Origin of the sequence: Nocardioides litoris (genome assembly GCF_006346315.1) — a bacterium.
Lineage (GTDB): Bacteria > Actinomycetota > Actinomycetes > Propionibacteriales > Nocardioidaceae > Nocardioides > Nocardioides litoris.
Genome location: NZ_VDMR01000010.1, coordinates 104,892 through 130,263, shown reverse-complemented (window position 1 = coordinate 130,263; position 25,372 = coordinate 104,892). Strand labels below are relative to the sequence as shown.

At 74.0% G+C, this 25,372-nt stretch carries 27 protein-coding genes and 1 tRNA gene; 17 read left to right on the top strand and 11 right to left on the bottom strand.

What is annotated here, in order from left to right:
- Positions 1-35 precede the first annotated feature (35 nt).
- From FJQ57_RS21665 to FJQ57_RS21655, 3 genes are read left to right on the top strand one after another with little or no spacing between them, the layout of a single operon-like run.
- Positions 36-365, top strand: a complete 330-nt coding sequence (locus tag FJQ57_RS21665) for an FmdB family zinc ribbon protein (RefSeq protein WP_139984394.1) — start codon at positions 36-38, stop codon at positions 363-365.
- Between the two features lie 59 nt (positions 366-424).
- Complete coding sequence (locus tag FJQ57_RS21660; protein WP_139984392.1) at positions 425-1,075, top strand: SAF domain-containing protein; 651 nt, start codon at positions 425-427, stop codon at positions 1,073-1,075.
- 51 nt (positions 1,076-1,126) lie between these two features.
- Positions 1,127-1,498, top strand: a complete 372-nt coding sequence (locus FJQ57_RS21655; protein WP_139984390.1) for an MscL family protein — start codon at positions 1,127-1,129, stop codon at positions 1,496-1,498.
- A gap of 29 nt (positions 1,499-1,527) precedes the next feature.
- On the opposite strand, the gene FJQ57_RS21650 is transcribed toward FJQ57_RS21655, so the two are convergent.
- The 4 genes from FJQ57_RS21650 to FJQ57_RS22765 form a co-directional block, all read right to left on the bottom strand.
- Positions 1,528-1,728: a hypothetical protein gene (locus FJQ57_RS21650; protein ID WP_139984388.1), complete on the bottom strand. Its 201-nt coding sequence runs from the start codon at positions 1,726-1,728 to the stop codon at positions 1,528-1,530.
- A 7-nt stretch (positions 1,729-1,735) separates the two neighbouring features.
- Complete coding sequence (locus FJQ57_RS21645) at positions 1,736-2,977, bottom strand: LCP family protein (protein WP_139984387.1); 1,242 nt, start codon at positions 2,975-2,977, stop codon at positions 1,736-1,738.
- 70 nt (positions 2,978-3,047) lie between these two features.
- Entirely contained in the window at positions 3,048-3,698 is a 651-nt protein-coding gene (locus FJQ57_RS21640; protein WP_139984385.1) for a hypothetical protein, read from the bottom strand.
- A gap of 42 nt (positions 3,699-3,740) precedes the next feature.
- Positions 3,741-3,896, bottom strand: a complete 156-nt coding sequence (locus FJQ57_RS22765; RefSeq protein ID WP_170219556.1) for a hypothetical protein — start codon at positions 3,894-3,896, stop codon at positions 3,741-3,743.
- A 101-nt stretch (positions 3,897-3,997) separates the two neighbouring features.
- Between FJQ57_RS22765 and FJQ57_RS21635 the strand changes: the two genes are divergently transcribed.
- From FJQ57_RS21635 to FJQ57_RS21625, 3 genes are all read left to right on the top strand, one after another.
- Positions 3,998-4,073 (top strand) — tRNA-Arg (locus FJQ57_RS21635).
- A 615-nt stretch (positions 4,074-4,688) separates the two neighbouring features.
- On the top strand, positions 4,689-5,591 hold the full coding sequence (locus tag FJQ57_RS21630; protein WP_139984383.1) for an alpha/beta hydrolase family protein: 903 nt from the start codon (positions 4,689-4,691) through the stop codon (positions 5,589-5,591).
- Between the two features lie 79 nt (positions 5,592-5,670).
- Positions 5,671-6,255, top strand: coding sequence for a TetR/AcrR family transcriptional regulator (locus FJQ57_RS21625; protein ID WP_139984381.1), 585 nt, complete (start codon positions 5,671-5,673; stop codon positions 6,253-6,255).
- 40 nt (positions 6,256-6,295) lie between these two features.
- On the opposite strand, the gene FJQ57_RS21620 is transcribed toward FJQ57_RS21625, so the two are convergent.
- Complete coding sequence (locus FJQ57_RS21620; RefSeq protein ID WP_139984379.1) at positions 6,296-6,883, bottom strand: TetR/AcrR family transcriptional regulator; 588 nt, start codon at positions 6,881-6,883, stop codon at positions 6,296-6,298.
- A gap of 88 nt (positions 6,884-6,971) precedes the next feature.
- Here FJQ57_RS21620 and FJQ57_RS21615 point away from each other — a divergent pair, with 88 nt between their 5' ends.
- On the top strand, positions 6,972-8,423 hold the full coding sequence (locus tag FJQ57_RS21615; protein WP_139984378.1) for an MDR family MFS transporter: 1,452 nt from the start codon (positions 6,972-6,974) through the stop codon (positions 8,421-8,423).
- Between the two features lie 32 nt (positions 8,424-8,455).
- On the opposite strand, the gene FJQ57_RS21610 is transcribed toward FJQ57_RS21615, so the two are convergent.
- On the bottom strand, positions 8,456-8,698 hold the full coding sequence (locus FJQ57_RS21610; protein WP_139984376.1) for a DUF6458 family protein: 243 nt from the start codon (positions 8,696-8,698) through the stop codon (positions 8,456-8,458).
- A gap of 290 nt (positions 8,699-8,988) precedes the next feature.
- Between FJQ57_RS21610 and FJQ57_RS21605 the strand changes: the two genes are divergently transcribed.
- Positions 8,989-9,621: a SipW-dependent-type signal peptide-containing protein gene (locus tag FJQ57_RS21605; RefSeq protein WP_170219555.1), complete on the top strand. Its 633-nt coding sequence runs from the start codon at positions 8,989-8,991 to the stop codon at positions 9,619-9,621.
- Between the two features lie 76 nt (positions 9,622-9,697).
- A complete protein-coding gene (locus FJQ57_RS21600) occupies positions 9,698-10,552 on the top strand; it encodes a signal peptidase I (protein WP_139984372.1) in 855 nt (284 codons plus the stop codon).
- Between the two features lie 156 nt (positions 10,553-10,708).
- On the opposite strand, the gene FJQ57_RS21595 is transcribed toward FJQ57_RS21600, so the two are convergent.
- Positions 10,709-11,236, bottom strand: a complete 528-nt coding sequence (locus FJQ57_RS21595; protein WP_139984370.1) for a calcium-binding protein — start codon at positions 11,234-11,236, stop codon at positions 10,709-10,711.
- Positions 11,237-11,386: 150 nt separating this feature from the next.
- Between FJQ57_RS21595 and FJQ57_RS23095 the strand changes: the two genes are divergently transcribed.
- A complete protein-coding gene (locus FJQ57_RS23095; protein WP_139984368.1) occupies positions 11,387-13,213 on the top strand; it encodes a glycerophosphodiester phosphodiesterase family protein in 1,827 nt (608 codons plus the stop codon).
- A gap of 101 nt (positions 13,214-13,314) precedes the next feature.
- Here FJQ57_RS23095 and FJQ57_RS21585 read toward each other — a convergent pair whose 3' ends face one another.
- Positions 13,315-14,496: a saccharopine dehydrogenase family protein gene (locus FJQ57_RS21585; RefSeq protein ID WP_246081964.1), complete on the bottom strand. Its 1,182-nt coding sequence runs from the start codon at positions 14,494-14,496 to the stop codon at positions 13,315-13,317.
- Positions 14,497-14,592: 96 nt separating this feature from the next.
- Between FJQ57_RS21585 and FJQ57_RS21580 the strand changes: the two genes are divergently transcribed.
- From FJQ57_RS21580 to FJQ57_RS21565, 4 genes are read left to right on the top strand one after another with little or no spacing between them, the layout of a single operon-like run.
- Positions 14,593-15,153 carry a SigE family RNA polymerase sigma factor gene (locus tag FJQ57_RS21580; protein WP_139984366.1) on the top strand — a complete coding sequence of 187 codons (561 nt, stop codon included), beginning with the start codon at positions 14,593-14,595 and terminating at the stop codon, positions 15,151-15,153.
- Entirely contained in the window at positions 15,150-17,177 is a 2,028-nt protein-coding gene (locus FJQ57_RS21575) for a beta-propeller domain-containing protein (RefSeq protein WP_139984364.1), read from the top strand. Before FJQ57_RS21580 ends, FJQ57_RS21575 begins: the two co-directional genes overlap by 4 nt.
- A gap of 50 nt (positions 17,178-17,227) precedes the next feature.
- Entirely contained in the window at positions 17,228-17,497 is a 270-nt protein-coding gene (locus FJQ57_RS21570) for a DUF2277 domain-containing protein (protein ID WP_139984362.1), read from the top strand.
- Positions 17,494-18,330 carry an NAD-dependent protein deacetylase gene (locus tag FJQ57_RS21565; protein ID WP_139984360.1) on the top strand — a complete coding sequence of 279 codons (837 nt, stop codon included), beginning with the start codon at positions 17,494-17,496 and terminating at the stop codon, positions 18,328-18,330. Before FJQ57_RS21570 ends, FJQ57_RS21565 begins: the two co-directional genes overlap by 4 nt.
- 106 nt (positions 18,331-18,436) lie before the next feature.
- On the opposite strand, the gene FJQ57_RS21560 is transcribed toward FJQ57_RS21565, so the two are convergent.
- On the bottom strand, positions 18,437-19,123 hold the full coding sequence (locus FJQ57_RS21560) for an iron-dependent transcriptional repressor DtxR (protein WP_139984358.1): 687 nt from the start codon (positions 19,121-19,123) through the stop codon (positions 18,437-18,439).
- Between the two features lie 68 nt (positions 19,124-19,191).
- On the opposite strand from FJQ57_RS21560, the gene FJQ57_RS21555 reads away from it, so the two are divergent.
- The 3 genes from FJQ57_RS21555 to FJQ57_RS21545 are packed head-to-tail and all read left to right on the top strand — an operon-like array spanning position 19,192 to position 22,894.
- Positions 19,192-20,517, top strand: a complete 1,326-nt coding sequence (locus FJQ57_RS21555; RefSeq protein WP_246081963.1) for a cryptochrome/photolyase family protein — start codon at positions 19,192-19,194, stop codon at positions 20,515-20,517.
- 59 nt (positions 20,518-20,576) lie between these two features.
- Positions 20,577-21,284: a hotdog family protein gene (locus FJQ57_RS21550; RefSeq protein ID WP_139984356.1), complete on the top strand. Its 708-nt coding sequence runs from the start codon at positions 20,577-20,579 to the stop codon at positions 21,282-21,284.
- Complete coding sequence (locus FJQ57_RS21545; protein WP_139984354.1) at positions 21,281-22,894, top strand: glycoside hydrolase family 13 protein; 1,614 nt, start codon at positions 21,281-21,283, stop codon at positions 22,892-22,894. Before FJQ57_RS21550 ends, FJQ57_RS21545 begins: the two co-directional genes overlap by 4 nt.
- On the opposite strand, the gene FJQ57_RS21540 is transcribed toward FJQ57_RS21545, so the two are convergent.
- Entirely contained in the window at positions 22,891-23,346 is a 456-nt protein-coding gene (locus FJQ57_RS21540; RefSeq protein WP_139984352.1) for a MarR family winged helix-turn-helix transcriptional regulator, read from the bottom strand. The genes FJQ57_RS21545 and FJQ57_RS21540 overlap by 4 nt on opposite strands.
- 7 nt (positions 23,347-23,353) lie before the next feature.
- A complete protein-coding gene (locus tag FJQ57_RS21535; RefSeq protein ID WP_139984350.1) occupies positions 23,354-24,928 on the bottom strand; it encodes an MDR family MFS transporter in 1,575 nt (524 codons plus the stop codon).
- Positions 24,929-25,372 lie beyond the last annotated feature (444 nt).

Sequence of the window (25,372 nt, the reverse complement as noted above, 5' to 3'; positions counted from 1 at the left end):
ACCCGCCTCCACCCGCCTCCACGAGGAGCCCCGCCGTGCCGACCTACCAGTACGCCTGCACCGAGTGCGGGCACGCGTTCGAGCAGGTCCAGTCCTTCACCGAGGACTCGCTGACCACGTGCCCCGAGTGCCAGGGCCGCCTGCGCAAGCTCTACAACGCTGTCGGCGTCGTCTTCAAGGGCTCCGGGTTCTACCGCACCGACAGCCGGGCCGCCGACGGCAAGGGCTCCGGCTCGGGCGAGCAGAAGTCCGAGACCAAGACGGAGACCAAATCCGACTCCAAGACCGAGTCGAAGCCGGCCGCGAAGTCCGACTCCTCGTCGTCGTCCTCGTCGTCCTCGTCGTCGGCGGGCAGCAAGGCCTGACCTGTGGAGAGGGCCTCGGCGCCCTCGCCCGAGCCCGTCGACGCGCCTAGCGTCGCGGGATGCCCCTCGACCTCGGCCGTCCCGCCCGCCTGACCCGCCTCGCCTCCGACGTACGCCGCCAGGTGCTGCGCCAGCGCCGGCTGCTCGCCGCGGGCTGCGCGGCTCTCGCGGTCGCCTCGGGCCTCGCGGCCACCCGCACTCCCCCGCCGGCGACCACGGCGGTGGCGGTGGCCGCGCGTGACCTCCCGGCCGGCGAGGTGCTCGGGCGCGGCGACCTGGTGACCGTCGCCTTCGCGCCGGGGTCGGTGCCCGCGGGCGTGCTCGACGCCGACCAGGTCGACGGCCGGGTGCTGGCCGCGCCCGTCACCCGCGGCCAGCCGCTGACCGGGGTCGGTCTGGTCGGGCCGGCTCTCACCACCGGCCACGACGACCTGCGCGCGGTGCCGGTGCGGTTGCCCGACGCCGGAGCCGCCGGTCTGCTGCGCCCCGGTGACGACATCGACCTGGTCGCGACCGACCCCCGGGCCGGCGGGAGCGAGACCGTCGCGTCGGGGGCGGTCGTGCTCGCCGTCCCCGCCCCGGACGACGCGACCGGGCCCACCGGCCTCGCCGGGCGGCTCGTGGTGCTGGGCCTCGACGACGCCGCGGTGGCGTCGGTCACCGACGCGGCCGCGCGCTCGGTGGTGACGTTCGCGTGGTCCAGCCGCTAGTTTCGACGGGCCCCGGGGGTCGGGGCAGTCTCGGACACACCTAGGAGCAAGATGAACGGCTTCAAGAACTTCCTCTTCCGCGGCAACCTCGTCGACCTGGCCGTCGCCGTGATCATCGGCACCGCGTTCGGGGCCGTGGTCACCACGTTCACGGCCTGGCTCACCGCCCAGCTGCCGGAGTCCGTCGACAGCGTCTTCAGCAACGAGGCCAACTCGTTCGGTGCGTTCCTCAACGCGGTCATCTCGTTCGTGATCCTGGCCGCGGTCGTCTACTTCCTGGTCGTGACGCCCTACGTCAAGGCCAAGGAGCGCTTCTTCCCCAGCCCGCCGCCGGGCACCCCGGAGGACATCACCCTGCTCCGCCAGATCCGCGACAGCCTGGTCGCCCAGGGCGGCGGTTCCGCGCTGCCCCCCCAGGCCTGACGCCTTCGGGTTCCCGCGACGGGTCTCGCTCAGCCCCCGTGGTGGGGCGGGACCTGCTCGCGCAACCACGCCTCCGACGCCGAGTCGCCCGGGCCACGCCCGGACGGCTCGGCGTCGTCGCGCTCGTCGCGGGTGGTGTCGGGCAGGACGTCGCCGAAGACGGCCTCGAGCCGCCGGCGCCGCTGCTCCGGGGTCTCGGAGCGCTCGGCGGGCCCGACCTCGTCGGTCACGCGCAGGTCACGCGCACAGGCCGGCGGACCTGCGCTGCTCGGTGGTCACCGCGCCGCCCTTGCCGCTCCCGTCCCCCGCGGAGGCCGACCGGCCGGTGACGTCGTCCTTGGCGCTGATGACGCCGGAGGAGGTCTTGCCGGCGAGCGGCCTGTCCTCCTGGACCCGCTTCCACAGCTGCTCGGCCTCCGGCAGCCACTCGACGCGGTTGGGGTCCTCCGGGGCGTACTGCCACGGCACGGTGACGAACTTGATCTTGTTGAGGCCGACCGAGCGGAACGAGGCGCCCACGTCGCCCATGTCGCGGACGGAGTCGAAGTCGGTCTGCAGCGACTGGGTGGCGGCATCGAGGAAGCCGAGGAGCCGGTCGACCCGGGTCAGCATGCCCTTGGAGACGACCTTGCCGGCCATGGCCGCGAGGAACGCCTGCTGCCGGGTGATCCGGCCGAGGTCGGAGCCGTCGCCGAGCGTGTAGCGGGCGCGGACGTAGCTGAGTGCCTCGTTGCCCTTGATCTCGCGGGTGCCCGCCGGGATGGTGATGCCGTGGGCGGGGTCGGAGACCTCCTCGGGGATGCAGACCTCCACGCCCCCGATGGCGTCGACCATGTTGCGGAACCCGTTGAAGTCGACCTTGACGTAGTTGTCGAGGCGGACGCCGGTGAGCTGCTCGAACTGCTGCATCGTGCAGGCGGGGCCGCCGACCGCGAAGGCCTCGTTCCACATGACGTCGTCCTGGCCCGGGATGACCTCGCCGTCCTCGCCCCTGCACTCGGGGCGGTCGACCAGGCTGTCGCGCGGGATGCTGATGCCGTAGGCGAAGGTGCGGTCGGCCGAGAGGTGGAACATGATCGTGGTGTCCGACCGCTCGCCGTCGCCGGTGAGCCCGTCGATGTTGTTGCCGGCGCCCTCGCGGGTGTCGGAGCCCATGACCAGGATGTTGAGCGGCTCCTGCGGGCCGGTGTCGACGTCGACCTTGTCGGGCCGGTTGCTGAGCTGGTCGTCGTAGCTCTGGAAGTCGACGTTGTCGTCGAGGTGGCGCACGAAGTACACCGAGCCCAGGCCCACGACGAGGGCCAGCGTGGTCACGACGCCGAGGACCACGACGAGGGCGCGGTGCCGCTTCTTGGCCCGGCCGCGACGGCGGGGACCGGCGGAGCGCCGGCCCGCTGACGATCGGCCGGGGTGGTCCTCGCTGCTGATCTCGTCGGGCGTCGGGTGCTGCGCGGGGCGCTCGGGAGGCAGAGAGTGCATCGTCACCTGGGGGTCGCTCGGTCGGAGCTTCCCATGGTGCGCCACCACCCCTGCGGGGGCGAAATCGAGGTCAGGCGCCCCGGGCCCGCCGGGCGGCGGCGTACGACGGCGCGCGGAGCTCACGCTGCCAGGCCGGCACCGTGAGCCCCGGTGGCGCACCGGCGGCGGGGTCGAAGGTGACGTCGACGTCCTCGGCCTCCTCGGCCGGCGCCAGCTCGAGCCGGCCGAACACCCGCCACGCCGAGGCCCGCGACCACGCCGGCGCCCAGAGCAGCCGCCACGCGAGCGGCCCGACGGGCTCGGCCGCCACCAGCACGGGCCCCGACGGCGAGGCCAGCGGCAGCAGGGTGGTGCAGAAGCGTCCGACGCCCCGGGTGCTGGGCGCGAGCACGAAGCGCCCCAGCCGGCCCCGGCCGGTGCCGTTGAGCAGCAGGTCGGCCGGCCCGTCGGGCGTCGGCACCCGGATGGCCAGGCCGTTGACGTCGGGCCAGGGACGCGGCAGACCCACCGACCGCGACACCCGCACGACCACGGGGTCGACGCCGGCGGTGTCGAGGAACGGCGACCCGCTGCCCGCCACCGGATCCGCGACACCGGTGCGCCGCAGCGTTCCCCGGTGGACGGTGCCACGCGGGTGCATCGGCTTGTCCGTCGACCGCACCCGCGCCAGCGCCGCCACGACCGTCCCGATCCCGCGCCCGACCGCTCTCGACGTGCTCACCGCGGGCCGGTACCCACCGGGCGCGGCCCTCGGCGGACGACGTCAGCCCAGGCGCTTGTCGAGCTCGGCGTCGATGGCGTCGAGCTCGTCGGCGGTCTGCGCCGAGGCCACCGACAGCAGCAGGTCGACCATGGGCAGGCCCGGCAGGCCCGGCTCCGCGGTCGTCTCGTCGGTCGTCTCGTCCTGGTGCTCCGCCATGCGCCCCACCCTGGCCCGAGCGGTCGGCGCGCGCCACCTCCGTCCGGCACCTCCGTCCGGTGGCGGCGGCTCGGGCCCTGGCCTGACAAGATGGACCCACCGCCCCAGTAGCTCAGTGGATAGAGCAGCCGCCTCCTAAGCGAAAGGTCGCAAGTTCGACTCTTGCCTGGGGCACCAAAGCGCAGGTCAGAGGCTCGAATGCCTCTGTGCGGAAAGGGATGTACCTATCCTCTTGCCTCCTGAGCCGGAGCTGGGACCGCAGCCTGGGTCGGCCTTTCGCGTGAGCCAGGGACGAGCGCTGGACGCCCTGACGGGTCGTCATCGCGGCGGTGCCTGGCGAGGCGCAGTGGTCCAGAGCGAGCCGACGAGACGTCCAGGACGAACGCCAGCCCGTGCGCAGAGCGCGACCTGTCGTCGTCGGATGCCCCCACGAGCTCCCCCTCCCTCAGTTGCCCTCTCCGTCCCGAGGCCGATCGGAGCGATGGTGGTCGGGCTGATGGTCTCGGCGTCCCCAGCGACCGCTGATGAGGTTCGCCGTCGCGATGCCAGGAACGACGCACCAGCGTCGATCGACGTCGTCGGTGTCCGTTAAGCACACGGATCACAACGGTGGCCTACCGCGTGCGGGTGCTGGCCACGGCGGCAGGCCGGGGCGCCAGGGTCTGGGGGGACCCTGGCGCTTCGTCGACTATTGCTGCACCATGACTGCAACTACTTCTGCGGCCGACCCTCCGAGGACCCGCGCAGTGGGCGCGGGCCGCTCGGGGCCGCACCTCTCGGGAAGGCACGACCATGACCGCACCCCACCCCTCCCCCACCGGGCGCGCAGCCCGGCAAGGCGTCCGCACCCGCCTCGCGCTCGCCGTCGCCGGCGTCACCGCCACCGCCGGCCTCGCCGTCGCACCCGCCCCGGTCGCGGTCGCGGCCTCGCCGTACGAGCGGGGGCCGGCGCCGACCAGCACGAGCATCGCGGCCACGCGCGGCCCGTTCGCGGTCAGCCAGTACTCCGTCTCCGACCTCGCCTCGCGCGGGTTCGGGTCGGGCACCGTGTCCTACCCGACGTCGACGGCCGAGGGCACCTTCGGCGTCGTGGCCATCTCGCCGGGCTACACGGCGAGCGAGTCGTCGATCTCCTGGCTCGGGCCGCGCCTGGCGTCGTTCGGGTTCGTGGTCATCACGTTCAACACCAACAGCCGCTACGACCAGCCCGACGCCCGCGGCGACCAGCTGCTGGCGGCCCTCGACCACGTCGTCGCGGACTCGCGCACCGCGAGCCGCGTCGACCGCACCCGCCAGGCCGTGGTCGGCCACTCGATGGGCGGCGGCGGCACGCTCGAGGCGGCCGTGACCCGACCCTCCCTCGAGGCCGCCGTCGGGCTGACGCCCTGGAACCTCGACAAGACCTGGCCCGAGGTGCAGGCCGCGGCGCTGGAGATCGGGGCCGAGGACGACTCCGTCGCGCCCGTGGGGTCGCACGCCATCCCCTTCTGGACCAGCCTCACCAGCGCCGAGCGGCGTGCCTACCTCGAGCTCGCGGGCGCCTCGCACTTCGCCCCCAACACCGCCAACGCCACCATCGCGTCCTACACCGTGGCCTGGCTCAAGCGGTTCGTCGACGACGACACCCGCTACGAGCAGTTCCTCACCCCCGGCCCCCGGCCCACCGGGGCGATCTCCGACTACCGGATCGGCTGAGCAGCCCGTCGACCCGGTCTTCCGCCCGGTCTTCCCGGCCCGGACGGCGCGCCGCGTGCCGGCGGCGTACCGTCCGGGCATGGACGAGCCGGAGCAGGCCACCGACGGTCGCGTGCTGCGGGGGCAGCGCACCCGTGCGGCCTGCATCGAGGCGTTCCTCCGGCTCGTGGCCGACCGCGAGCTGCGGGTCACCGGGGCCCGGGTCGCCGAGGCGGCCGGCGTGTCGGTCCGCAGCCTGTGGGCCCACTTCCCCGACCTCGAGGCCCTGCACGACGCCGCCGCCCGCGAGCTGTGGCACGGCTATCTCACCGGGCACCAGCCGCTGACGGGCGACGGCCCCCTCGACCAGCGCCTCGGGCGCTGGTGCGCCCAGCGGGCCGAGGAGCTGGAGGACCTCGCGCCGTACGCCGTCGCCGCGGCGCTCCGCGAGCCGTTCAGCCCGGCGCTGCGCGAGTCGCGGGCGCGCTTCGTCGGCTCCATCGTCGTCGAGGCCCAGGTCGTGTTCGCCGCCGAGCTCGAGGGCGCGGCGACCGGCCGCCTGCAGGCGGTGGTCGCCGCGTCCGCCTACCCGTGCTGGACGACCTGGCGCGACGACCTCGGGCTCGACGTCGCCGGTGCCCGCGACGCCATGACCGCGACCCTGCGCGGGTTGCTGACCCCCTGAAGCGCCGGACGCGCCGGGCGCGCCGGACGCGCCGGACCGCTCAGCGCTGGCCGTGCAGCGCCGCGCACGCCTCGTCGTACGCCGTCACGAGGCTCGCGCGACGGGGGCCGGCGGCCCAGTGGTCGAGGGCGACGCGGACGACGACGGCCGTGCTCTCGAGCGCGACGCGGGCGGTCAGCGCATCGAGGCCGAGGTCGTCGACGAGCACGCGCTGGGCCCGGGCCAGCCGCTCCTCGTCGACGGCGATGGCGGCGAGCAGCAGTCCCGGCTCGCGCGGGACGAGCCGCCACAGCCGCAGCACGGCGCGGCCCGTCGCGCTCCGCCCGTCACCGAAGACGGCGAGGGCGTCGCGCCACAGGCCCTCGACCTGCGGCACGAGCGGCGCCGCCGGGTCGAGGGCCGCCAGCGCCGCCTCGAACCGGGCCTCGGCCTCGGCGTCGGGGATGAGCGCCGCGCGCTCCTTGGTCGTGGCGTAGCGGTAGACCGTGCGGGGCGAGACGCCGGCCGCGTGCGCGATGTCGTCGACGGTGGTGCCGTCGACGCCGCGCTCCTCGAACAGGTCGAGGGCGGCATCGCGGATCTCGCGCTCGGTCTGGTGGCGACGGCGGTCCTGCAGGGCCGTGGACATCCCCCCACGGTACCGGGAATGACGGCAGGTGGTGCCGTGTTGGCAGTGACTGCCAGACTGTCACCTGCTGACGCACCCGAGGAGAGACGTGACCGCCACCGCTGCCCCCGACGACCACGACCTGAAGGCCCCGACCCTGCCCCCGGGCGTCCGGGTCGGCCCGCTCGTCGCGCTGCTCGTCGGCTCGGCGTTCGTGGTCATCCTCAACGAGACGATCATGGGTGTCGCGCTGCCGGCCCTGATGACGGAGTTCGACGTCGCGACCACGACCGCGCAGTGGCTGACCACGGCGTTCCTGCTCACGATGGCGGTGGTCATCCCGGTGACCGGGTGGCTGCTGCAGCGGTTCACGCTGCGGCAGGTCTTCCTGGCCGCCATGTCCTCGTTCACGATCGGCACGCTCGTCGCGGGCCTGGCGCCGTCGTTCGGCGTGCTGGTCGCAGGCCGCGTGGTGCAGGCCGTCGGCACCGCGCTGATGATGCCGCTGCTCATCACCACGATCCTCTCCATCGTGGCTCCGGAGCGCCGGGGGCGGATGATGGGCACGATCTCGATCGTCATCTCCGTGGCCCCGGCGGTCGGCCCGACGATCTCGGGGATCGTGCTCGACCAGCTCAGCTGGCGCTGGATGTTCTTCCTCGTGCTGCCGATCGCCGTGCTGTCACTGGCGCTCGGTGCCGCCTGGGTCCGCAACGTCACCGAGCCGGTCCGCGTGCCGCTCGACGCGCCGTCGGTCGGGCTCTCGGCCCTCGCGTTCGGCGGTCTGGTCTACGGGCTCAGCTCGATCGGCGAGGCCGCCACCGGCCACACGCCCGTGCCGGTCTGGGTGCCGCTCGTGGTCGGCGGTGCCGCGCTGGTCGCCTTCGTCGCGCGGCAGCTCTCGCTGCGGGAGCGCGCCCTGCTCGACGTGCGCACCTTCGCCAGCCGCACCTTCACCGTGGCCGTGCTGCTCGTGGCGGTCAGCATGATGGCGCTGTTCGGGACCCTCATCCTGCTGCCCATCTACCTGCAGAACGTGCTGGGACTGACGACGCTGCAGACCGGCCTCGTCCTGCTCCCCGGCGGCCTGACCATGGGCCTGCTCGCCCCGGTCGTCGGCCGCGTCTTCGACCGGGTCGGCCCGCGGCCGCTCGTCGCGCCCGGCGCCGCGATCGCCTCGGCGGCGCTGTGGCTGATGACCACGTTCGGCACCGAGACCGGCCGCGGCTCGGTCGTGGCCGTGCACGTGCTGCTGAGCATCGGGCTGGCCCTCATGTTCACGCCGCTGCTCACCTCGGCGCTCGGGTCGCTGCCCCAGCACCTGTACTCCCACGGCAGCGCGACCGTCTCCACGCTCCAGCAGGTCGCCGGCGCGGCCGGGACCGCGCTGTTCGTCACCGTGATGACGCGGGTGCAGGTCAGCGGGACCGACGACGGCCAGTCGCTGGTGCAGGCGACCGCCGACGGCGTCCACGCGGCGTTCCTCTTCGGCGGGGTGATCTCCGCCGTCGCGGTGGTCGTGGCCCTCGCCGTACGACGCCCGGCGCCGCCGCCCCCCTGAGGCGGCCGGCGGGCGGAGGCGTCAGCGGGTCGTCAGAGGCCCTGGCTGCGGTTCTCGCGGACGGTCTGCGAGCCGTCGGGGTGGGTCACGGTCTGGACGTTGCGCTGGCGGCGGCCGCTGTTCCAGGTGATGGCGGTCAGCACGATGACGAGCGCACCGACGGCGGCCATGATCCAGCCGACCATCGTGAGGTCGACGCCCTGGACCTCCTCGGTGACCGCCAGGGCCAGGACGAGGCCGACGACGAGGAGGAAGGCTCCTGCTCCGTATCCCATGATGTGCTCCTTGCTCGGCCCCGGTCGGGGCAGGTGGGGCGCGCCCGGACGCGCAGGTGTCTGCAGGACCTCACGTTCCTCCTAGGAGCGCGTCTCACCGTCACCCCTCCGGGGGACCTGTCTCACCCCTCGTGCCTCCTCACAACTGTGGAGGCGGGCCCCTCGCGAGCCCCACGATCCTGACGATGCCGGCGCCCCCGGCCGCGGACGAGAGTCCTCCTCGACCGCACAACCGCCCGGTTGAGCGACATCAGGACCCCAGGGACATGGGGACAGTGAAGGGGACTCACATGAACAAGAAGCTCACGCGCGGCGCTCTCGCCGGCGTCGCCGTCGTCGCTCTCGCCGCCGGTGGCGGCACGTTCGCCGCCTGGTCGGACTTCAACAGCATCGACGGCAACCAGATCGGCGCGGACGAGCTCGTCCTGAAGCTCGAGGCGGACGGCAAGCCGGGCGCCGTCGCTCCCGTCAGCAAGTTCACGCTGGCGCCCGGCGTGCTCAACTCGAAGCAGTTCGTCGTCTCGAGCCGTCAGGGCGACACCATCCCCAAGGCCGGCCTGTCGGTCGCACTGGCGGACCTCGTGGGCACCGAGGACGGCTGCAGCGGCAACTCCGAGGTGGTCGTGGACAACGACTGCGCGACCCTGGTCGGCAACCCGGGCGAGTTCCTCAAGGAGGCCGAGCTCCGCTTCTACTCGGGCGCGCCCACCAAGGCCGCCGACCCGTGCGAGACGGCCAAGCCGACCGCCAAGAGCGAGTGGTTCAAGCTCGACGCCAAGCCGCAGGCGGTGCTCGGGGACCTCGCGCCCGGCGAGAAGATGTGCGTGATGACCGAGATCCTCCTCCCGAAGAGCGCGACCAACGCCTCCCAGGGAGACTCCGCGGCCTACAACCTCGACTTCACGCTCGACCAGAAGTTCTGAGTCGCCGAAGCGCCCGGGTCGTTCAACGACGACCCGGGCGCTTTCGTCGTACCCGTCATCGAGAAGCGAGACCGCCATGCCCCTGCTCCGCCTCCCCCGCCCCCAGCGCCCGACGCCGCGCGGGGTCGTCAAGCTCGCCGGCACCCTGCTGGCGCTGGCCGCGGCCCTGGTGGTCGCGGGCGCGGTCGTCGTGGTCGCGCTGCTCCCGCGCGTCGTGCACGGCCAGGCCATGACCGTGCTCACCGGCAGCATGACGCCGACCATCCCGGTCGGTTCGGTGGCGATGGTGCGCCCGGTCGACCCGCGCACGGTCGAGGTCGGCGACGTGCTGACCTACCAGGTCGGGGAGGGCGAGCAGACCTTCGTCACCCATCGGCTCAAGGAGATCACGACCGCCGAGGACGGCCAGACCCTCTACGTCCTCCAGGGCGACGCCAACGACGTGGAGGACGACCCGGTCCTGGGTGACCGGATCCGGGGTGAGGTGTGGTTCCACGTGCCCTACCTCGGCGCCATCCGCGACGGCCTGCACGGCCGCGGCGGCGTCTGGCTCGTCGGGACCATCGTGCTGGGCTGGTTCGCGTTCTCCCAGATCAGCGGCGGCCTGCGTGAGCGGCGCGAGGAGCGGGAGGGCAAGGGCGCGGGGACTGTCACCCTGGACCGTCCGCTGCTCCTGGTCCGCCTCGAGCCGGGCGCCGACGTCGCGATGCTCGCCGTCGACCTCGGCGGCGTCGTCGTCGAGAGCGGCCCGGACGGCCACGTCCTGCTGCTCGCTGCCGGTCCTCGGGGGACCGACGAGCTCGACCGCGCCCTCATCCACCTCGGCCTCGTCGACGTCCGGTCGACGCACGTCGTCCCGGCCGGGACCACGCTCGACCTGCCGGTCGAGGAGGCCCCCACCCCCACCAGCCCCGCCCCCATCCCTGTCTAGCGGGGCGGCCCCACGCCACGACCCCCCGGTTCGTCCCAGCCGGGGGGTCGTGGTGTCTTGGGCAGCTCAGACGTCGCGAGCACGCACGACGACCCCGGCTCGTCCCAGCCGGGGTCGTGGTGGTCTGTGGAGGGATGGAGCCGCGGGTCGGTCGCCTCAGCGACCGGAGCCCACCTGGCCGACCTCGCAGCCGGTGATCTCGGCCGCGTCCCGGCCGGGGCCGGCGACGCAGGTGTCGACGCCCTCGCCGCCGTCGAGCCGGTCGAAGCCGAACCCGCCGTTGAGCAGGTCGTGGCCGGTGCCGCCGATGAGGATGTCGGCGCCCAGGCCGCCGTGCAGCACGTCGTGGCCGGTGCCGCCGACGAGGCAGTCGCCACCGCGGCCGCCCGTGATGACGTCGTTGCCGCCGAGGCCCATGACGATCTTGGGTCGGGCGGTCAGGTTGACGATGACGTCGTGGCCCTCGGTGCCGCGCACGACCTCGGCGTAGCGCGCTAGGTCGCCACACGCCTCGGGGGGCTGCTCGAGCCAGGTGCCGGCCCCGGAGGACATCGACACCGAGGCCGAGTCGCTGAAGGCGGCCAGGGTGCTCGGAGCGGGAGCCGCGGCTACCGCGACCGCTCCAGCGGCGTACCCGGCGCACACGACCAGGGCGGCCGAGCCGGCCCACCGTCGTCCGCGCATCGTTCCTGCCCCTCCGGCACCACCCTGGTGCGCGGTCAGCGTCACCCACGGCCGCCAGCCGGCGCATCGTCAAAACTGTGGACCGGGCCGTTCGTCCGCGCGTACGCCGGAGGTCGCCCGCTGGTCGTCTCGGCCCGCTGGGCTGGCGTCATGGTCTCTCGGAACCTGCGCGGCCTCGTCGCGCTCTCCCTCCTCGCCCCTGCCCTCCCGCTCGTCGCGGCCACAGCGGCCACAGCCGCCCCGCCGCCCGACCGTCCCCGCCACCACCCGCGGGCCTTCGACGTCCAGGCCCACCGCGGCGGGCTCGGCCTGACCACGGAGAGCTCGCTGGCCGGGTTCACCCGGGCGCTCGAGCTCGGCGTCAGCACGCTCGAGCTCGACGTGCAGGTCACCGAGGACGGCCAGGCCGTGGTCACCCACGACCGGCGCACCAACCCGCAGGTCTGCCGCGACACCGCACCGGCGGAGCCCGGCGACCCCGAGTTCCCCTACGTCGGTCGCTACGTCAACACGCTCTCCCTCGCCCAGCTGCGCACCCTCGACTGCGGCAGCGTGCAGAAGCCGGGCTACCCGCAGCAGCAGACGGTGCCGGGATCGCGGATGACCCTGCTGAGCGAGGTCCTCGACCTGGTGCAGGCCTACGACGCCGACGACGTCGACCTCAACGTGGAGCCCAAGGTCGAGGCCGGGGCGCCGAGCGAGACCGCGCCGCGGGAGCAGTTCGTGCAGGTCGTCGCCGAGGAGGTCCGCGAGGCCGGCATCGCCGACCAGGTGACGATCCAGTCCTTCGACTGGGGCGTCCTGCGGCGCATGCAGCAGGTCTTCCCCCAGCTGCCCACCATCGCCCTGACCAACCACGACTTCCTCCAGGTCGGCCGGCCCGGCGCCTCGCCGTGGCTGGGCGGGCTCGACGCCGACGACTTCGGGGGCGACCTGGTCGCGATGGCGACCGAGCTGGGCGTCGAGGCCATCTCGCCCGTGCACGGCTTCCCGCAGGACGGTGCCGTGGGCGACGCCGACTACACGCCGTACGTCGACCGGCGGATGGTCCGCGACGCCCACCGCGCGGGCCTCGAGGTCGTCCCGTGGACCGTCGACGACCCGGAGACGATGCGCCGGCTGGTGCGCCTCGGCGTCGACGGGCTCATCACCGACCACCCCGACCGGCTGCGCACCGTGCTGCGCCAGGAGCACCGCCGGCTGCCGGCGCCGGTGCGGGTGCCGCGCCAGGCCCGCCCGCTCGCCCAGGCGCACGCCCACAACGACTACGAGCACGACCGGCCGCTGCTCGACGCCCTCGACCAGGGCTTTACCAGCGTCGAGGCCGACGTGTGGCTGGTCGACGGCGAGCTGCTCGTGGCCCACGACCTCGAGGACGTGCAGCCCGGCCGCACCCTCGAGCGCCTCTACCTCTCCCCGCTCTCGGCCCGGGTGGCGATGAACCGCGGCTCGGTCCTCCCCGGCAGCGACCGACCGCTGCAGCTGCTCATCGACGTGAAGTCGGAGGCGTCGGCCACGTGGCGCGCCGTCGACCGGGCTCTGCGCAACCACCCCGGGCTCCTCACCCGCTCCACCCCCTCGACGACGACCCCGGGCGCGGTCACCGCGGTCATCAGCGGCAACCGCGACCTGCCCGCGATGGCCGCCCAGGCCGACCGCCGCGCCGGGTACGACGCCCGCTCGACCGACCTCGGCGGCCCGCTGCCCGCGGCCGTCGCTCCGCTGGTGAGCGAGAACTGGACCAAGCTCTTCTCCTGGCTCGGCGACGGCACGATGCCCGCGGCCGAGCGCGCCCGCCTCCGTGCGTACGTCGACACCGCGCACGCCCGGGGCCAGCGGGTCCGCTTCTGGGCCACGCCCGACACCCCCGGCCCGGCCCGCGACGCCGTGTGGTCCGAGCTCCTCGCCGCCGGCGTCGACCACGTCAACACCGACGACCTGCCCGGCCTCCGCCGCTTCCTCGACCGTCGCCGCTAGGGCCCTCCGCGACCGCTACCCGGGGTAGTCCCTGACGATGTGGTCGTCAGATCGCGGATGTCACGACCATTTCGTCAGGGACTACCCCCGGCGGGGACGGGTCAGCCGACGACGTCGAAGCGGATGCCCTGGCCACGGAGGCGGGCGAGGAGGTTGTCTCCCATCGCCTGGGCGGTGGTGACGGAGCCCGCCGTGGGCGGGTTGTCGTCGAAGGCCAGGCACAGCGCCGACTCGGCGAGCATCTTGGCCGTCTCGGTGTAGCCGGGGTCGCCGCCGCTGACACGGGTGTGCAGGGTGCGGCCGCCGCTCTCGGCCACGAAGTCGACGGTGAACCACGTCTTCGCCCGCCGCGCCTCGTCGGGCCCCTGGCCCTGCGGCACCTTCGACAGCAGGAACCTGCGCGCCGGGGGCACCTGGGCGACGACGCCGACCAGCCCGGCACCGACGAGCCCGCCGGCGGCGTACCGCAGCGTCTTGGTGCCGGCGTAGTGGCTGTAGCGGAAGTCGGGCCCGTACGCCGGCAGCGCGGCGCCGCTGCGGGCGACGACCTGCGGGTCGATGGTGGGCAGCGGGACGAGCCAGTAGCCCAGGGTCGAGTCGCGGTGGGGCTTGCCGGCGACGGCGCGCGACCTCCGCCCGTCGGCGGGCTTGGGCTGCGCGCGCCGGCGGGCCTTGGCGGCGGCGGCCATCTGCTTGGCGCGGGAGAAGGCGCCGATCGCGGAGTGGAAGGTGCCGCCGGAGAAGGTGCCGTTGCTGCGGGCGACGCCGCGCACGGTGATGGGCCCGTCGGCGGCGAGCTCCTTCACGGTGAAGTACACGCCGAGGTCGTGGGGCACGGAGTCGAAGCCGCAGGCGTGCACGAGGCGCGCACCGCTGGCCTCGGCGGTCTCGTGGTGCTGGACGTACATGGTGTCGACGAACTCCGGCTCGCCGGTCAGGTCGACGTAGTCGGTGCCGGTCTCGGCGCACGCGGCGACGAGCGGCCCGCCGAGCTGCTGGTAGGGCCCGACGGTCGTGACGGCCACCTTGGCGCGTCGTACGACGCCGGCCAGCGCGGCCTGGTCGGAGGCGTCGACCACCACCAGCTCGAGGTCGGGCAGGCCGAGGCGGTCGCGGACGGCCTCCAGCTTGGCCCGGTTGCGGCCGGCCAGCGCCCAGCGCAGGCCGTCGGGGCCGTGCTCGGCGAGGTAGTCGGCGGTCAGCCCGCCGGTGAACCCGGTCGCGCCGAAGAGGACGAGGTCGAGGTCGCGTGCGGTGTCGCTGTCGCCGGTCATGGCGCTCATCGTGGCACCCTCGCGGATCCGGTCGCGAGCGGGTGGAACCAGGTGGACCCCCTCGCCCGTCGTACGCCTGGACGAGCACCGACCACCAGGAGCGAGATGGACCACGAGGCCGACTACGCGGCGTACGTCCGCGAGGCGTGGGGCGGGCTCGTGCGCTCCGCGGTGTTCCTGGGCTGCTCGCTGCACGAGGCCGAGGACGTCGCCCAGACCGCGCTCGTGCGCTGCTGGACCGCGTGGCCGAGCGTGGTCGCGGCCGACAACCGGGCCGCCTACGTCTACCGGGTGCTGCTCAACTGCCTGCGCGACAGCAAGCGGCGCCGCTGGTGGGGCGAGCGCCCCGCGGAGGTGCTGCCCGAGCCGACCGAGCCCACCCGCGACGCCGCAGACGACCTCGCCACCGCCGACGCCGTGCACCGCGCGCTGGCCGGGCTGTCCCCGCCGCACCGCGACGTCGTGGTGCTGCGGTACTTCGCCGGGCTGTCCGAGCGCGAGACCGCCGAGGCGCTCGGCCTGCCCGCCGGCACCGTCAAGAGCAGGCTCTCGCGCTCCCTGGCCCGCCTCGCGGCCGACGACCACCTGACCGACCTGCGGCCCGGGCCCACCCCCGAGACCGCCGACACCGCCGACACCGCCGACCAGACCGGAGGCACCCGATGACCGACCTCGAGAAGCACTGGCACGACCTGCCCGTCGGACCCGCCCCCGTCGACGCGATCCTGCACGAGGCGCGCCGCTCGTCCGGTCGTACGACGCCCCGCCGGTCGCCCGAGCGGCGGCTGCGCCGGTCGCTGGTGACCGTGGGCGCGCTGGGCGGGCTGGGCGGGCTGGCCGCGGCGTTCGTGCTCGGGGGCGTCGTGGCCGACCGCTCCCCCGGCACCCCGGGCGGGCCCGCCGGGCCGGGCGCGGGCGGCGGCGACGCCACCCCGGTCGCGTTCTTCGGCGAGCTGCAGGCCCCCGACTCGTGCGACGACCTGCTCCAGCACTACGTCGACCGCGGCCTCGACCTGGTGAGCGAGGACGGGTGGGCTCGCCCGCCGTGGCCCGTCGACCTCGACGCAGGCGCCACGGTCGACTCCCTCGACGGCGCCGTCCCGGTGCTGCCCCGGGCGGCGGCCGAGCAGTCCGCGGCGCCGGCCACCACCCGCGCGGAGTCGTCGGCGACGGGCACCAACGTCCAGGAGGCGGGGGTCGACGAGCCCGACAGCGTCAAGACCGACGGCGAGGTGCTGGTGCGGCTGCGGGGCGCCGAGCTGACGACGTACGACGTGTCGGGGGCGGAGTCGGCCGGGGTGAGCGAGCTCGGGCGCCTGGACCTGGGCGACCTGCACGACGGCGAGATCCTGCTGACGGGTGACCGGGTGGTCGCGGTCGGTGACGACGGCACCCCGCCGGACCCCGGCGAGCCGGCCTCGCCGCAGATCCGGGTGCTCACCATCGACCTGTCCGACCCGACGGCTCCCCGGCTGGAGCACACCGTCGACTACGACGCCTCGCTGGTGGCCGCCCGCCAGCACGGCGACGACGTGCGCCTGGTGCTGTCGAAGGGGCTGCCCGACCTCGACTTCACCGGCCCCCGCGACGACGCCGCCCTCGTCGACAACCGGCGCCTGGTCGAGGGGACCACGATCGACGACTGGCTGCCCCGCGTCACCGTCGACGGAGGCGAGCCGACCGACCTGCTCTCCTGCGACCGGGTGGCGGTCCCGCGGGCCGACCTCGGCCTGGCCACGATGGCGGTGGTGGGGTTCGGCGCCGACGACCCCGGCACGACCGACGCGCTCGGGCTGGCCGGCGACGCCCCGCTGACCTACGAGTCGGCCGACCACCTCTACCTCGCCTCCTCCGGCGACGGGTCCGACTGCTGGGAGTGCTCCACCCGCACGTCCGGCCCGGTCGAGCCCGGCCGGGCCGACAGCGGCACCACGCACGTCTACGACTTCGCCCTCGACGGCACGGGCGCGACGTACGTCGGCGCGGGCGAGGTCGAGGGCAGCGTCCGCGACCGGTGGTCGATGGACGAGGCCGACGGCGTGCTGCGGCTCGCGGTCGGACCGTCGAGCGAGACCGCCGACGAGAACGCCGTCGTCACGCTCCGCGCCGACGGCGACCGCCTCGTCGAGGTCGGCCGGGTCGACGGGCTCGGGGTGGGCGAGCAGATCCAGTCGGTGCGGTGGTTCGACGGCCTCGCCCTGCTGGTGACCTACCGCCAGGTCGACCCGTTGTACGCCGTCGACCTCACCGACCCCGCCGCGCCGCGGCTCCTCGGGGAGCTCAAGATCCCCGGCTTCTCCTCCTACCTGCACCCCCTGGGGTCGATGCGCGTCCTGGGCGTCGGCGACGACGGCCGCGGCGGCGCCCAGGTGGGCCTGTTCGACGTCACCGACCTCACCGCGCCCCGGCGGCTCGACGTCCACGGCTACGGCCGGTGGACCCAGGCCCTGGCCGGCGTCGACCCGCGCCAGCTGACCTGGCTGCCCGCCGAGCGGACCGTGCTCACCGTCTGGCAGGAGGGCCGCACCGGCTACCTCTCGCGGATCGTGGTCGCGGGCGGCCGGCTCACCGTCACCGACACCGAGGTCGAGCGGGGCAGCGACGTCGCCGAGGTGCGCACGCTGCCCCTCCCGGACGGCAAGGTCGCGCTGGTCACGGGCGAGGACGTGGAGTTCTTCGCGATGGACTGAGCTCCGGCTGGGCGCCGGGTCACGCGGCCGCAGCGACGTAGCCTGGAGGCATGTGCCGCAACATCCGACCGCTCAACAACTTCGAGCCGCCGGCGACCGACGACGAGGTGCACGCCGCCGCGCTGCAGTTCGTGCGCAAGGTGGCCGGGACGACCAAGCCGTCGGCGGCCAACGAGGCGGCGTTCGACCAGGCCGTCCGCGAGATCGCGCACCTCACCCGCCACCTGCTCGACGACCTCGTGACCACCGCCCCGCCCAAGAACCGCGAGGTCGAGGCCGAGAAGGCCCGCGCCCGGGCCCGGCTCCGCTACGGCGCGTGAGCGTGCTCGCGGCCCTCGACCTGCTGGCCGACCGGCGGCTGGTGCTGCTCACCGGCGCCGGCCTGTCCACCGACTCCGGCATCCCCGACTACCGCGGCCCGGGCTCGCCCGCCCGCACCCCGATGACCTACCAGGAGCTCGTCTCCGGTCCCGAGGCCCAGCAGCGCTACTGGGCCCGCTCCCACCTCGGCTGGGGCCGGATGCGCCGCGCCGAGCCCAACGCCGGCCACCGCGCCTGCGCCGCCCTGGGCGCCGAGCTGCTCATCACCCAGAACGTCGACGGCCTCCACGAGGAGTCCGGCGCCGACCCGATGATCGCCCTGCACGGACGCATCGCCGACGTCGTGTGCCTCGGCTGCCGTCGTACGTCGTCGCGCGCGGCCCTGCAGGCCCGGCTCGAGGAGCTCAACCCCGGGTGGGCGGCCCGGCACGCGTCGGTCGCGGTGCGGCCCGACGGCGACGTCGACCTCGAGGAGACCGCCGGGTTCGTCGTGCCCGCGTGCGAGGCGTGCGGCGGCATCCTCAAGCCCGACGTCGTGTTCTTCGGCGAGAACGTCCCCAAGCCCCGCGTCGAGCGCTGCTACGCCGCCGTCGACGCGCTCGGCCCCGACGACGGCGCCCTGCTGGTCGCGGGATCGTCGCTGACCGTGATGTCGGGGTTCCGGTTCGTCCGGCACGCGGCCAAGCTCGGCGTGCCCGTCGTCATCGTCAACCGCGGCACCACCCGCGGCGACGACCACGCGACGTACAAGGTCGAGGCGGGGTGCTCGGAGTTCCTGTCGGCGCTCGTCGGGCGGCGGGGACTCGCCCCGGTCGGCAAAACCTCCGGTTAAGCGGAGAAACTGCCACTCCTGCGACGGAACTTCCCACCAGGAGTGGGAGATCCTCCAGTTAACCGGAGAATCTGCCAGAACCGTCCAGCTCCACCAGCCCCACCGGTCACAACCGCCGCACGAAGATGTGCTCGGCCGCCTCGGGAACGATCTCGGCGGTCTCGCCGCCGGAGCCGACGAGGACGCCCTCCTCGGTGCGGACGACGGTGATGGTCTTGTCGGGCAGGGCGCCGGCGCGGCGCATGGCGCTCATCAGCACCTCGTCCTTCTGCATCTCCTCGGAGATGCGGCGCACCAGCACCCGGCCCTCGACGTCGGACGCGGCGTCGGACAGCGCCTCGACGCCCTCCATGAACTCCTCGCCGATGGCGCTCTGGCCGAGCTCGTCGAGGCCGGGGATCGGGTTGCCGTAGGGCGACTCGGTGGGGTGGTCGAGCAGCTCGAGCAGGCGGCGCTCGACGGTCTCGGAGATGACGTGCTCCCAGCGGCAGGCCTCCTCGTGCACCAGCTCCCACTCGAGGCCGATCACGTCGGTGAGCAGGCGCTCGGCGAGGCGGTGCTTGCGCATGACGCGGGTGGCCAGCACCCGGCCCTCGTCGGTCAGCTCGAGGTGGCGGTCGCCCTCGACGGTGAGCAGGCCGTCGCGCTCCATGCGGGCCACGGTCTGCGAGACCGTGGGGCCGCTCTGGTGCAGCCGCTCGGCGATCCGGGCGCGCAGCGGCACGATGCCTTCCTCGACCAGCTCGTAGATGGTCCGCAGATACATCTCGGTGGTGTCGATCAGGTCGCTCACGCGAGCCATTGTTGCAGCCCCACGTCAGGGTGGGCACGCTCGGAGGGCCCGGCTGGCACCGTGGTCCGGTGACGTCCGTGATGTGGTTCCGCCGCGACCTGCGCACCGCCGACAACCCCGCGCTGCTCGCGGCCGTCGAGGACGGCCCGACGCTGCCGCTGTTCGTGCTCGACCCGCGCCTGTGGGACCCCAGCGGACCGTCCCGGCAGGCCTACCTCGTCTCCTCCCTGCAGGCCCTGCGCCGCGACGTCCCGGTCTCGGTCGTGCGCGGCGACCCGGTCCGCGAGGTCGTCCGCGCGGCGCAGCAGGTCGGCGCCGAGCGGGTCCACGTCGCCGCCGACTACGGCCCCTACGGCCACCAGCGCGACCTCGACGTCGAGCAGGCCCTCCAGGACGAGGGCATCGAGCTCGTCCGCACCGGGTCGCCGTACGCCGTCGCGCCCGACCGGATCCAGAACGGCAGCGGCGAGCCCTACAAGGTCTTCAGCCCGTTCAAGCGGGCGTGGCAGAAGCACGGCTGGCGCGACCCGGCCGACCCGCTGCCCGACGACGCCCGCTGGCGGCACCTGAAGGAGACCGTCGACCTGCCGACCGTCGACCTGCCCGACGACCTCGAGCTGCCCGAGGCCGGCGAGGAGGCGGCGACCGAGGCCTGGCACCACTTCGCCGACCAGGCCAAGGACTACGCCGACCGCCGCGACAACCCCGGCGTCGAGGGCACCTCGCGGATGAGCCACCACCTCAAGTACGGCGAGATCCACCCGCGCACGATCCTGGCCGACCTCGCCCGCCGCCGCGGCAACGGCGTCGACACCTACCGCGACGAGATCGCTTGGCGCGAGTTCTACGCCGACGTGCTCTACCAGCGGCCCGACTCCGCCCGGGAGTACTACCGCCCCGAGTTCGCGAAGATGACTTACGACGACCCCGGCGAGGGCTTCGACGCCTGGCGCGAGGGCCGCACCGGCTTCCCGATCGTCGACGCCGGCATGCGCCAGCTGCGCCACACCGGCTGGATGCACAACCGGCTCCGGATGATCACCGCCAGCTTCCTGGTCAAGGACCTGCACGTCGAGTGGCAGCACGGCGCCCGCCACTTCCTGCACTGGCTGGTCGACGGCGACCTCGCCTCCAACAACCACGGCTGGCAGTGGACCGCCGGCAGCGGCACCGACGCCGCGCCGTACTTCCGCGTCTTCAACCCCACCACCCAGGGCCGCAAGTTCGACCCGAAGGCCGCCTACGTCCTGGAGTGGGTCCCCGAGCTCGCCGACGCCGAGGACCCGCACGAGCCCAGCGCCGAGGACCGCGAGGCCGCCGGCTACCCCGCGCCGATCGTCGACCACAAGGCCGAGCGGCAAGAAGCCCTCGACCGGTACGCCGCCATCCGCTGAGCAGCTCCGGCGGCTCCGGCGGCTCCGGGGGCCCCGGCGCCCCCGGATAGCGTGGCGCGGTGCCCGCTCCCGTCACCGTCCCGTCCCGCTTCAACGGGCCTCCCTCGTCCGGCAACGGCGGATGGGTCGCCGGGGCCCTGGCGGCCCACGTCGGCCGCGGGCCGGTCCGGGTCACCCTGCGCACCCCTCCCCCGCTCGAGACGCCGATGACCGTCGAGGTCGACGGCGGCACCGCCACGATGACCCACGGCGACGTGCTCGTCGCCGTCGCCGAGCCGGGCGCCGAGGTCACCGCGCCAGCGCCGGTCGACGCCGCCACGGCCGCGGCCGCCGAGGCGTCGTACGCCGGGCTGCGCTCGCACCCGTTCCCGGGCTGCTTCGTGTGCGGCACCGGGCGGGCCGAGGGTGACGGGCTGCGGATCTTCCCGGGCCGCGTCGACGACACCGCCGACGGCCGGGCGCGGGTGGCCGCGACCTGGACCCCCGCCACCGCCGCGGACACCGACCTGCCGACCACGTGGGCGGCGCTCGACTGCGCGGGCGGCTGGGCGGGCGACCTGGAGGAGCGTCTGATGGTGCTGGGCCGCATCGTGGCCCACGTGCACGACCTGCCCCGGGCGGGCGAGCGGCTCGTCGTCGTCGGCGAGGCCCGCGGCACCGACGGGCGCCGTACGCACACCGCCACCGCCCTCTACACCGAGAGCGGCCGGCTGCTCGGCGCCGCCGAGCACACCTGGTTCGCCGTCGACCCGAAGGACTTCGCATGACCGAGACCCCGCCGACCGACGAGCACCGCCCCTGGTGGCGCGACGCCGTCGTCTACCAGGTCTACCCCCGCAGCTTCGCCTCCTCCGGCACCCGCGGCGGCGGCGCCGGCATCGGCGACCTGCCCGGCATCACCAGCCGGCTGCCCTACCTGCGCGACCTCGGCGTCGACGCCCTGTGGCTGACGCCCTTCTACACCTCGCCCCAGCACGACCACGGGTACGACGTGGCCGACTACCGCGACGTGGAGCGGCTCTTCGGCACCCTCGACGACGCCGACGCCCTGGTCGCGGGCGCCCACGAGCACGGCCTCAAGGTCGTCGTCGACCTCGTGCCCAACCACACCTCCGACGAGCACGCCTGGTTCCGCGCCGCGCTCGCGGCGGGCCCGGGCGGCCCCGAGCGGGCGCGCTACCTGTTCCGCGAGGGCCGCGGCCAGGGCGGCGACGAACCGCCCAACAACTGGCAGTCGGTCTTCGGCGGGCCGGCCTGGACCCGGGTCGACGACGGCCAGTGGTACCTCCACCTGTTCGACTCCACCCAGCCCGACCTCGACTGGCGCAACCCCGAGGTCGGCGACATGTTCGAGGACGTGCTGCGCTTCTGGCTCGACCGCGGCGTCGACGGGTTCCGGGTCGACGTGGCCCACGGCCTGTTCAAGGAGGAGTCGCTGCGCGACCAGGAGCGCGTGGTGCCGCCGCCCGGTCCCGACTCCCCGCCCGAGACCTCGATGGTCGAGCGCACCGAGGTCGACGAGCCCATGTGGGACCAGCCCGAGGTGCACGAGGTCTACCGCCGCTGGCACCGCGTCCTCGCCGACTACCCCGGCGACCGCATGGACGTCGCCGAGGCCTGGACCCGCACCCCCGAGTCGATGGCCCGCTACGTGCGGCCCGACGAGATGCAGCAGGCCTTCAACTTCGCCTGGCTGCTCGCGCCGTGGTCGGCCGAGGCCTTCGCCGACGTCGTCACCGGCACCTTCGCCGCCCTCGCCCCCGTCGGCGCCTCGCCGACCTGGGTCCTGAGCAACCACGACGTGATCCGCCACCCCACCCGGTACGGCGGCGGGCTGGTGGGCCTGGCCCGGGCCCGCGCGGCGACGCTGGCCATGCTCGCGCTGCCCGGGTCGTCGTACCTCTACCAGGGCGAGGAGCTCGGCCTGGAGCAGGTCGACGTGGCGCCCGAGGACCGGCAGGACCCGTCCTGGTTCCGCACCGGCGAGGTGGGCCGCGACGGGTGCCGGGTGCCGATCCCGTGGTCGGGCGACGCGCCGCCGTACGGCTTCGGGCCGGGCGGGGAGCAGCCCTGGATCCCGCAGCCCGCCGACTGGGCCGGCCTGACCGTCGAGGCCCAGACCGGCGACGACGGCTCGACGCTCGAGCTGTACCGCGCCGCGCTGGCCGCCCGGCGCGCCCTCCCGACGGCCGACGCGGTGGAGGTGTCCGTCGAGGGCGACGTGCTGCGCCTCGAGCGCGACGGCCTGGTCGTCCTGGTCAACTGCGGCACCACCGACGTGCCGCTGCCCGCCGGCGACGACACCCGGGTGGTCGTCGCGAGCGGGCAGGTGACCGACACGCTGCCGCCGGACACGGCGGTCTGGCTGCGGGGCTAGGGCGCGCCCTGGTCGGTGCGGTCGAGCGAGGCGTTGTAGCGGCTGAGCTCGGCCACGAACGTCGTCAGGTCGGCGTCGGACCAGTCGGCGAGCCGCTCGTCGAGGTACTTGCGCCGGTGCTCGACGACGTCGGCCAGGCGGCTGCGGGCCTCGTCGGTCGCGCTGAGCAGCGAGGCGCGCGCGTCGGAGGGGTCCTTGTCGGCGACGAGCAGCCCCAGGTCGAGCAGGTGCTTGACCTGGCGGCTGATCGCCCCCTTGTCGATGTCGAAGGTCTCCGAGAGCACCGAGGCGCGCAGCGGGCCCTCCTCGGCCACCATGGCCAGGATCAGGTACGACGGCGGCTGCAGGTCGGGGTGGACCGCCCGGGCCCGCTCGCCGATGACCCGGCGGACCCGGCGGATGAGGACCGCGACCTCGTGCTCGAGCTCGCGGAGGGTCTCGACTCGGACCATGACGGGCTCAGCGCTCCTTGTCGGCCGGGACCGGGGTCGTGGCCCCACGACCCTCGATCGCGTCCTTGACCGGGTCGCCGACCGACGTCCGCAACGGGGTCTCCTTGATGAACAGCACGCTCACGAGGGCCAGGATCGCAAACGGGACGGCGACGAGGAAGATGTGGCCGATCGCGGTGCCGAAGGCGTGCTCGTAGAGGTCGCGCCAGGGGCCGGGCAGGGCCGAGAGGTCCGGGATCGCGCTGGTCTGGTGCTGCTGGGCCGGCGGGGCCACGCCGTCGGCCGCCAGGCGGGCACCGCCCTCGGCGACGGAGTCGGCCACCTGGTGCGAGAGCAGGGCCCCCAGCACGCTCACGCCGATCGAGCCGCCGAGGGAGCGGAAGAAGGCCACGGTGGAGCTGGCAGCACCCATGTCGGACAGGGCGGTGACGTTCTGCACGGCGAGCACGAGGTTCTGCATGGTGGCGCCGAGGCCGATGCCGACCAGGGCCATGAACCCGGCCACCTCGAGCAGCGGGGTGTCGGCGTCGATCGTGCCGAGCAGGGCGAAGCCGACCACGACGAGCACGAGGCCGCCGACCAGCCAGCGCTTCCACACGCCGGTGCGGGAGATGATCCGGCCGCTGGTGATGCTGGAGACGAGCAGGCCACCGACCATGAAGATCGACATCAGGCCGGCCTCGGTCGGGCTCATGCCGCGGGCGAGCTGGAAGTACTGGCTGAGGTAGACCGTCGAGCCGAACATGGCGACGCCGATCATGATCGAGGCGGTCGTGGCCAGCGCGGTGGTGCGGTCGCGGAAGAGCCGGAGCGGGATGACGGGCTCGCGGGCGACCCGCGCCTCGACGTACACCGCGGCCGCGATGACCAGGAGCCCGCCGACCACCAGGAGCGCGGAGGTGGTGGAGACCCAGTCGAACTGCGCGCCGGCGAGCGAGACCCAGATGAGCAGCAGGCTGACGCCGCCGACGATGAGGGTGGCGCCGAGGTAGTCGATGGAGACGTCGTCGCGCTTGACGACGGGCAGGTGGAGGCGACGCTGGAGCACGACGAAGGCGGCCACGGCGAACGGCAGGCCGACGAAGAAGCATCCGCGCCAGCCCAGCGGGCTGTCGACGACCAGGCCACCGATGAGCGGGCCGGAGACGGTCGCGGTGGCGAAGACGGCCCCGATGTAGCCGGAGTAGCGGCCGCGCTCGCGCGGGCTGACCATCGAGGCGATGACCACCTGCACCAGCGCGGTGAGACCGCCGACGCCGAGGCCCTGGATGACGCGACCGCCGATGAGGACGCCCATGCTGGGCGCGAACGCCGCCACGAGCGAGCCGGCGGTGTAGATGACCAGGGCCGCCTGGACGAGCAGCTTCTTGCTCATCAGGTCGGCGAGCTTGCCCCACAGCGGCGTGGTGGCGGTCATGGCCAGCAGCGTCGCCACGACCACCCACGTGTACCCGGACTGCGACCCCTCGAGGTCGGTCACGATGCGCGGGAGGGCGTTGGTCACGACGGTGCTGGACAGCATCGCGACGAACATCGCGAGGAGGAGGCCGCTGAGCGCCTCCAGCACCTCGCGGTGCGTCATCGGGGCGGGTGCGGCTGGAGCCGCGGGCGTGGTCGAGGACATCGGTTCTTGCTCCATACGGACTAGAAGGTTGTTGCTGGCAACCTTATTCCGCATTAGTTGCCTGCAGCAACCACCCGTGAGGTGGGTCACGCTGGCGGTAGTCCCTGGCAAGAATCACGGGTGCAGGCTGAGCGACCCGTGATCCTTGCCAGGGACTATCGCGGTCTGTGAGCCCGAGCGTGACCGGCAAAACGGACGAACCGCCGGCGTGGCCCCTCGTGGAGGGGCCGCCCCCGGGGACGTGGGTTCCGGGTTCGCCGACGGTTCGGGTGACTGCGGGGTATTCGCCAGCAGCCGACGGGGACGTTGGACCCCGCCTTGGTGCTGGGCTGCTAGCGGGCAGCCACCTCACGCGTCCTAGAGCAATGCATTCTTCGGACCACCTCCTTTCCCGTGTACGAC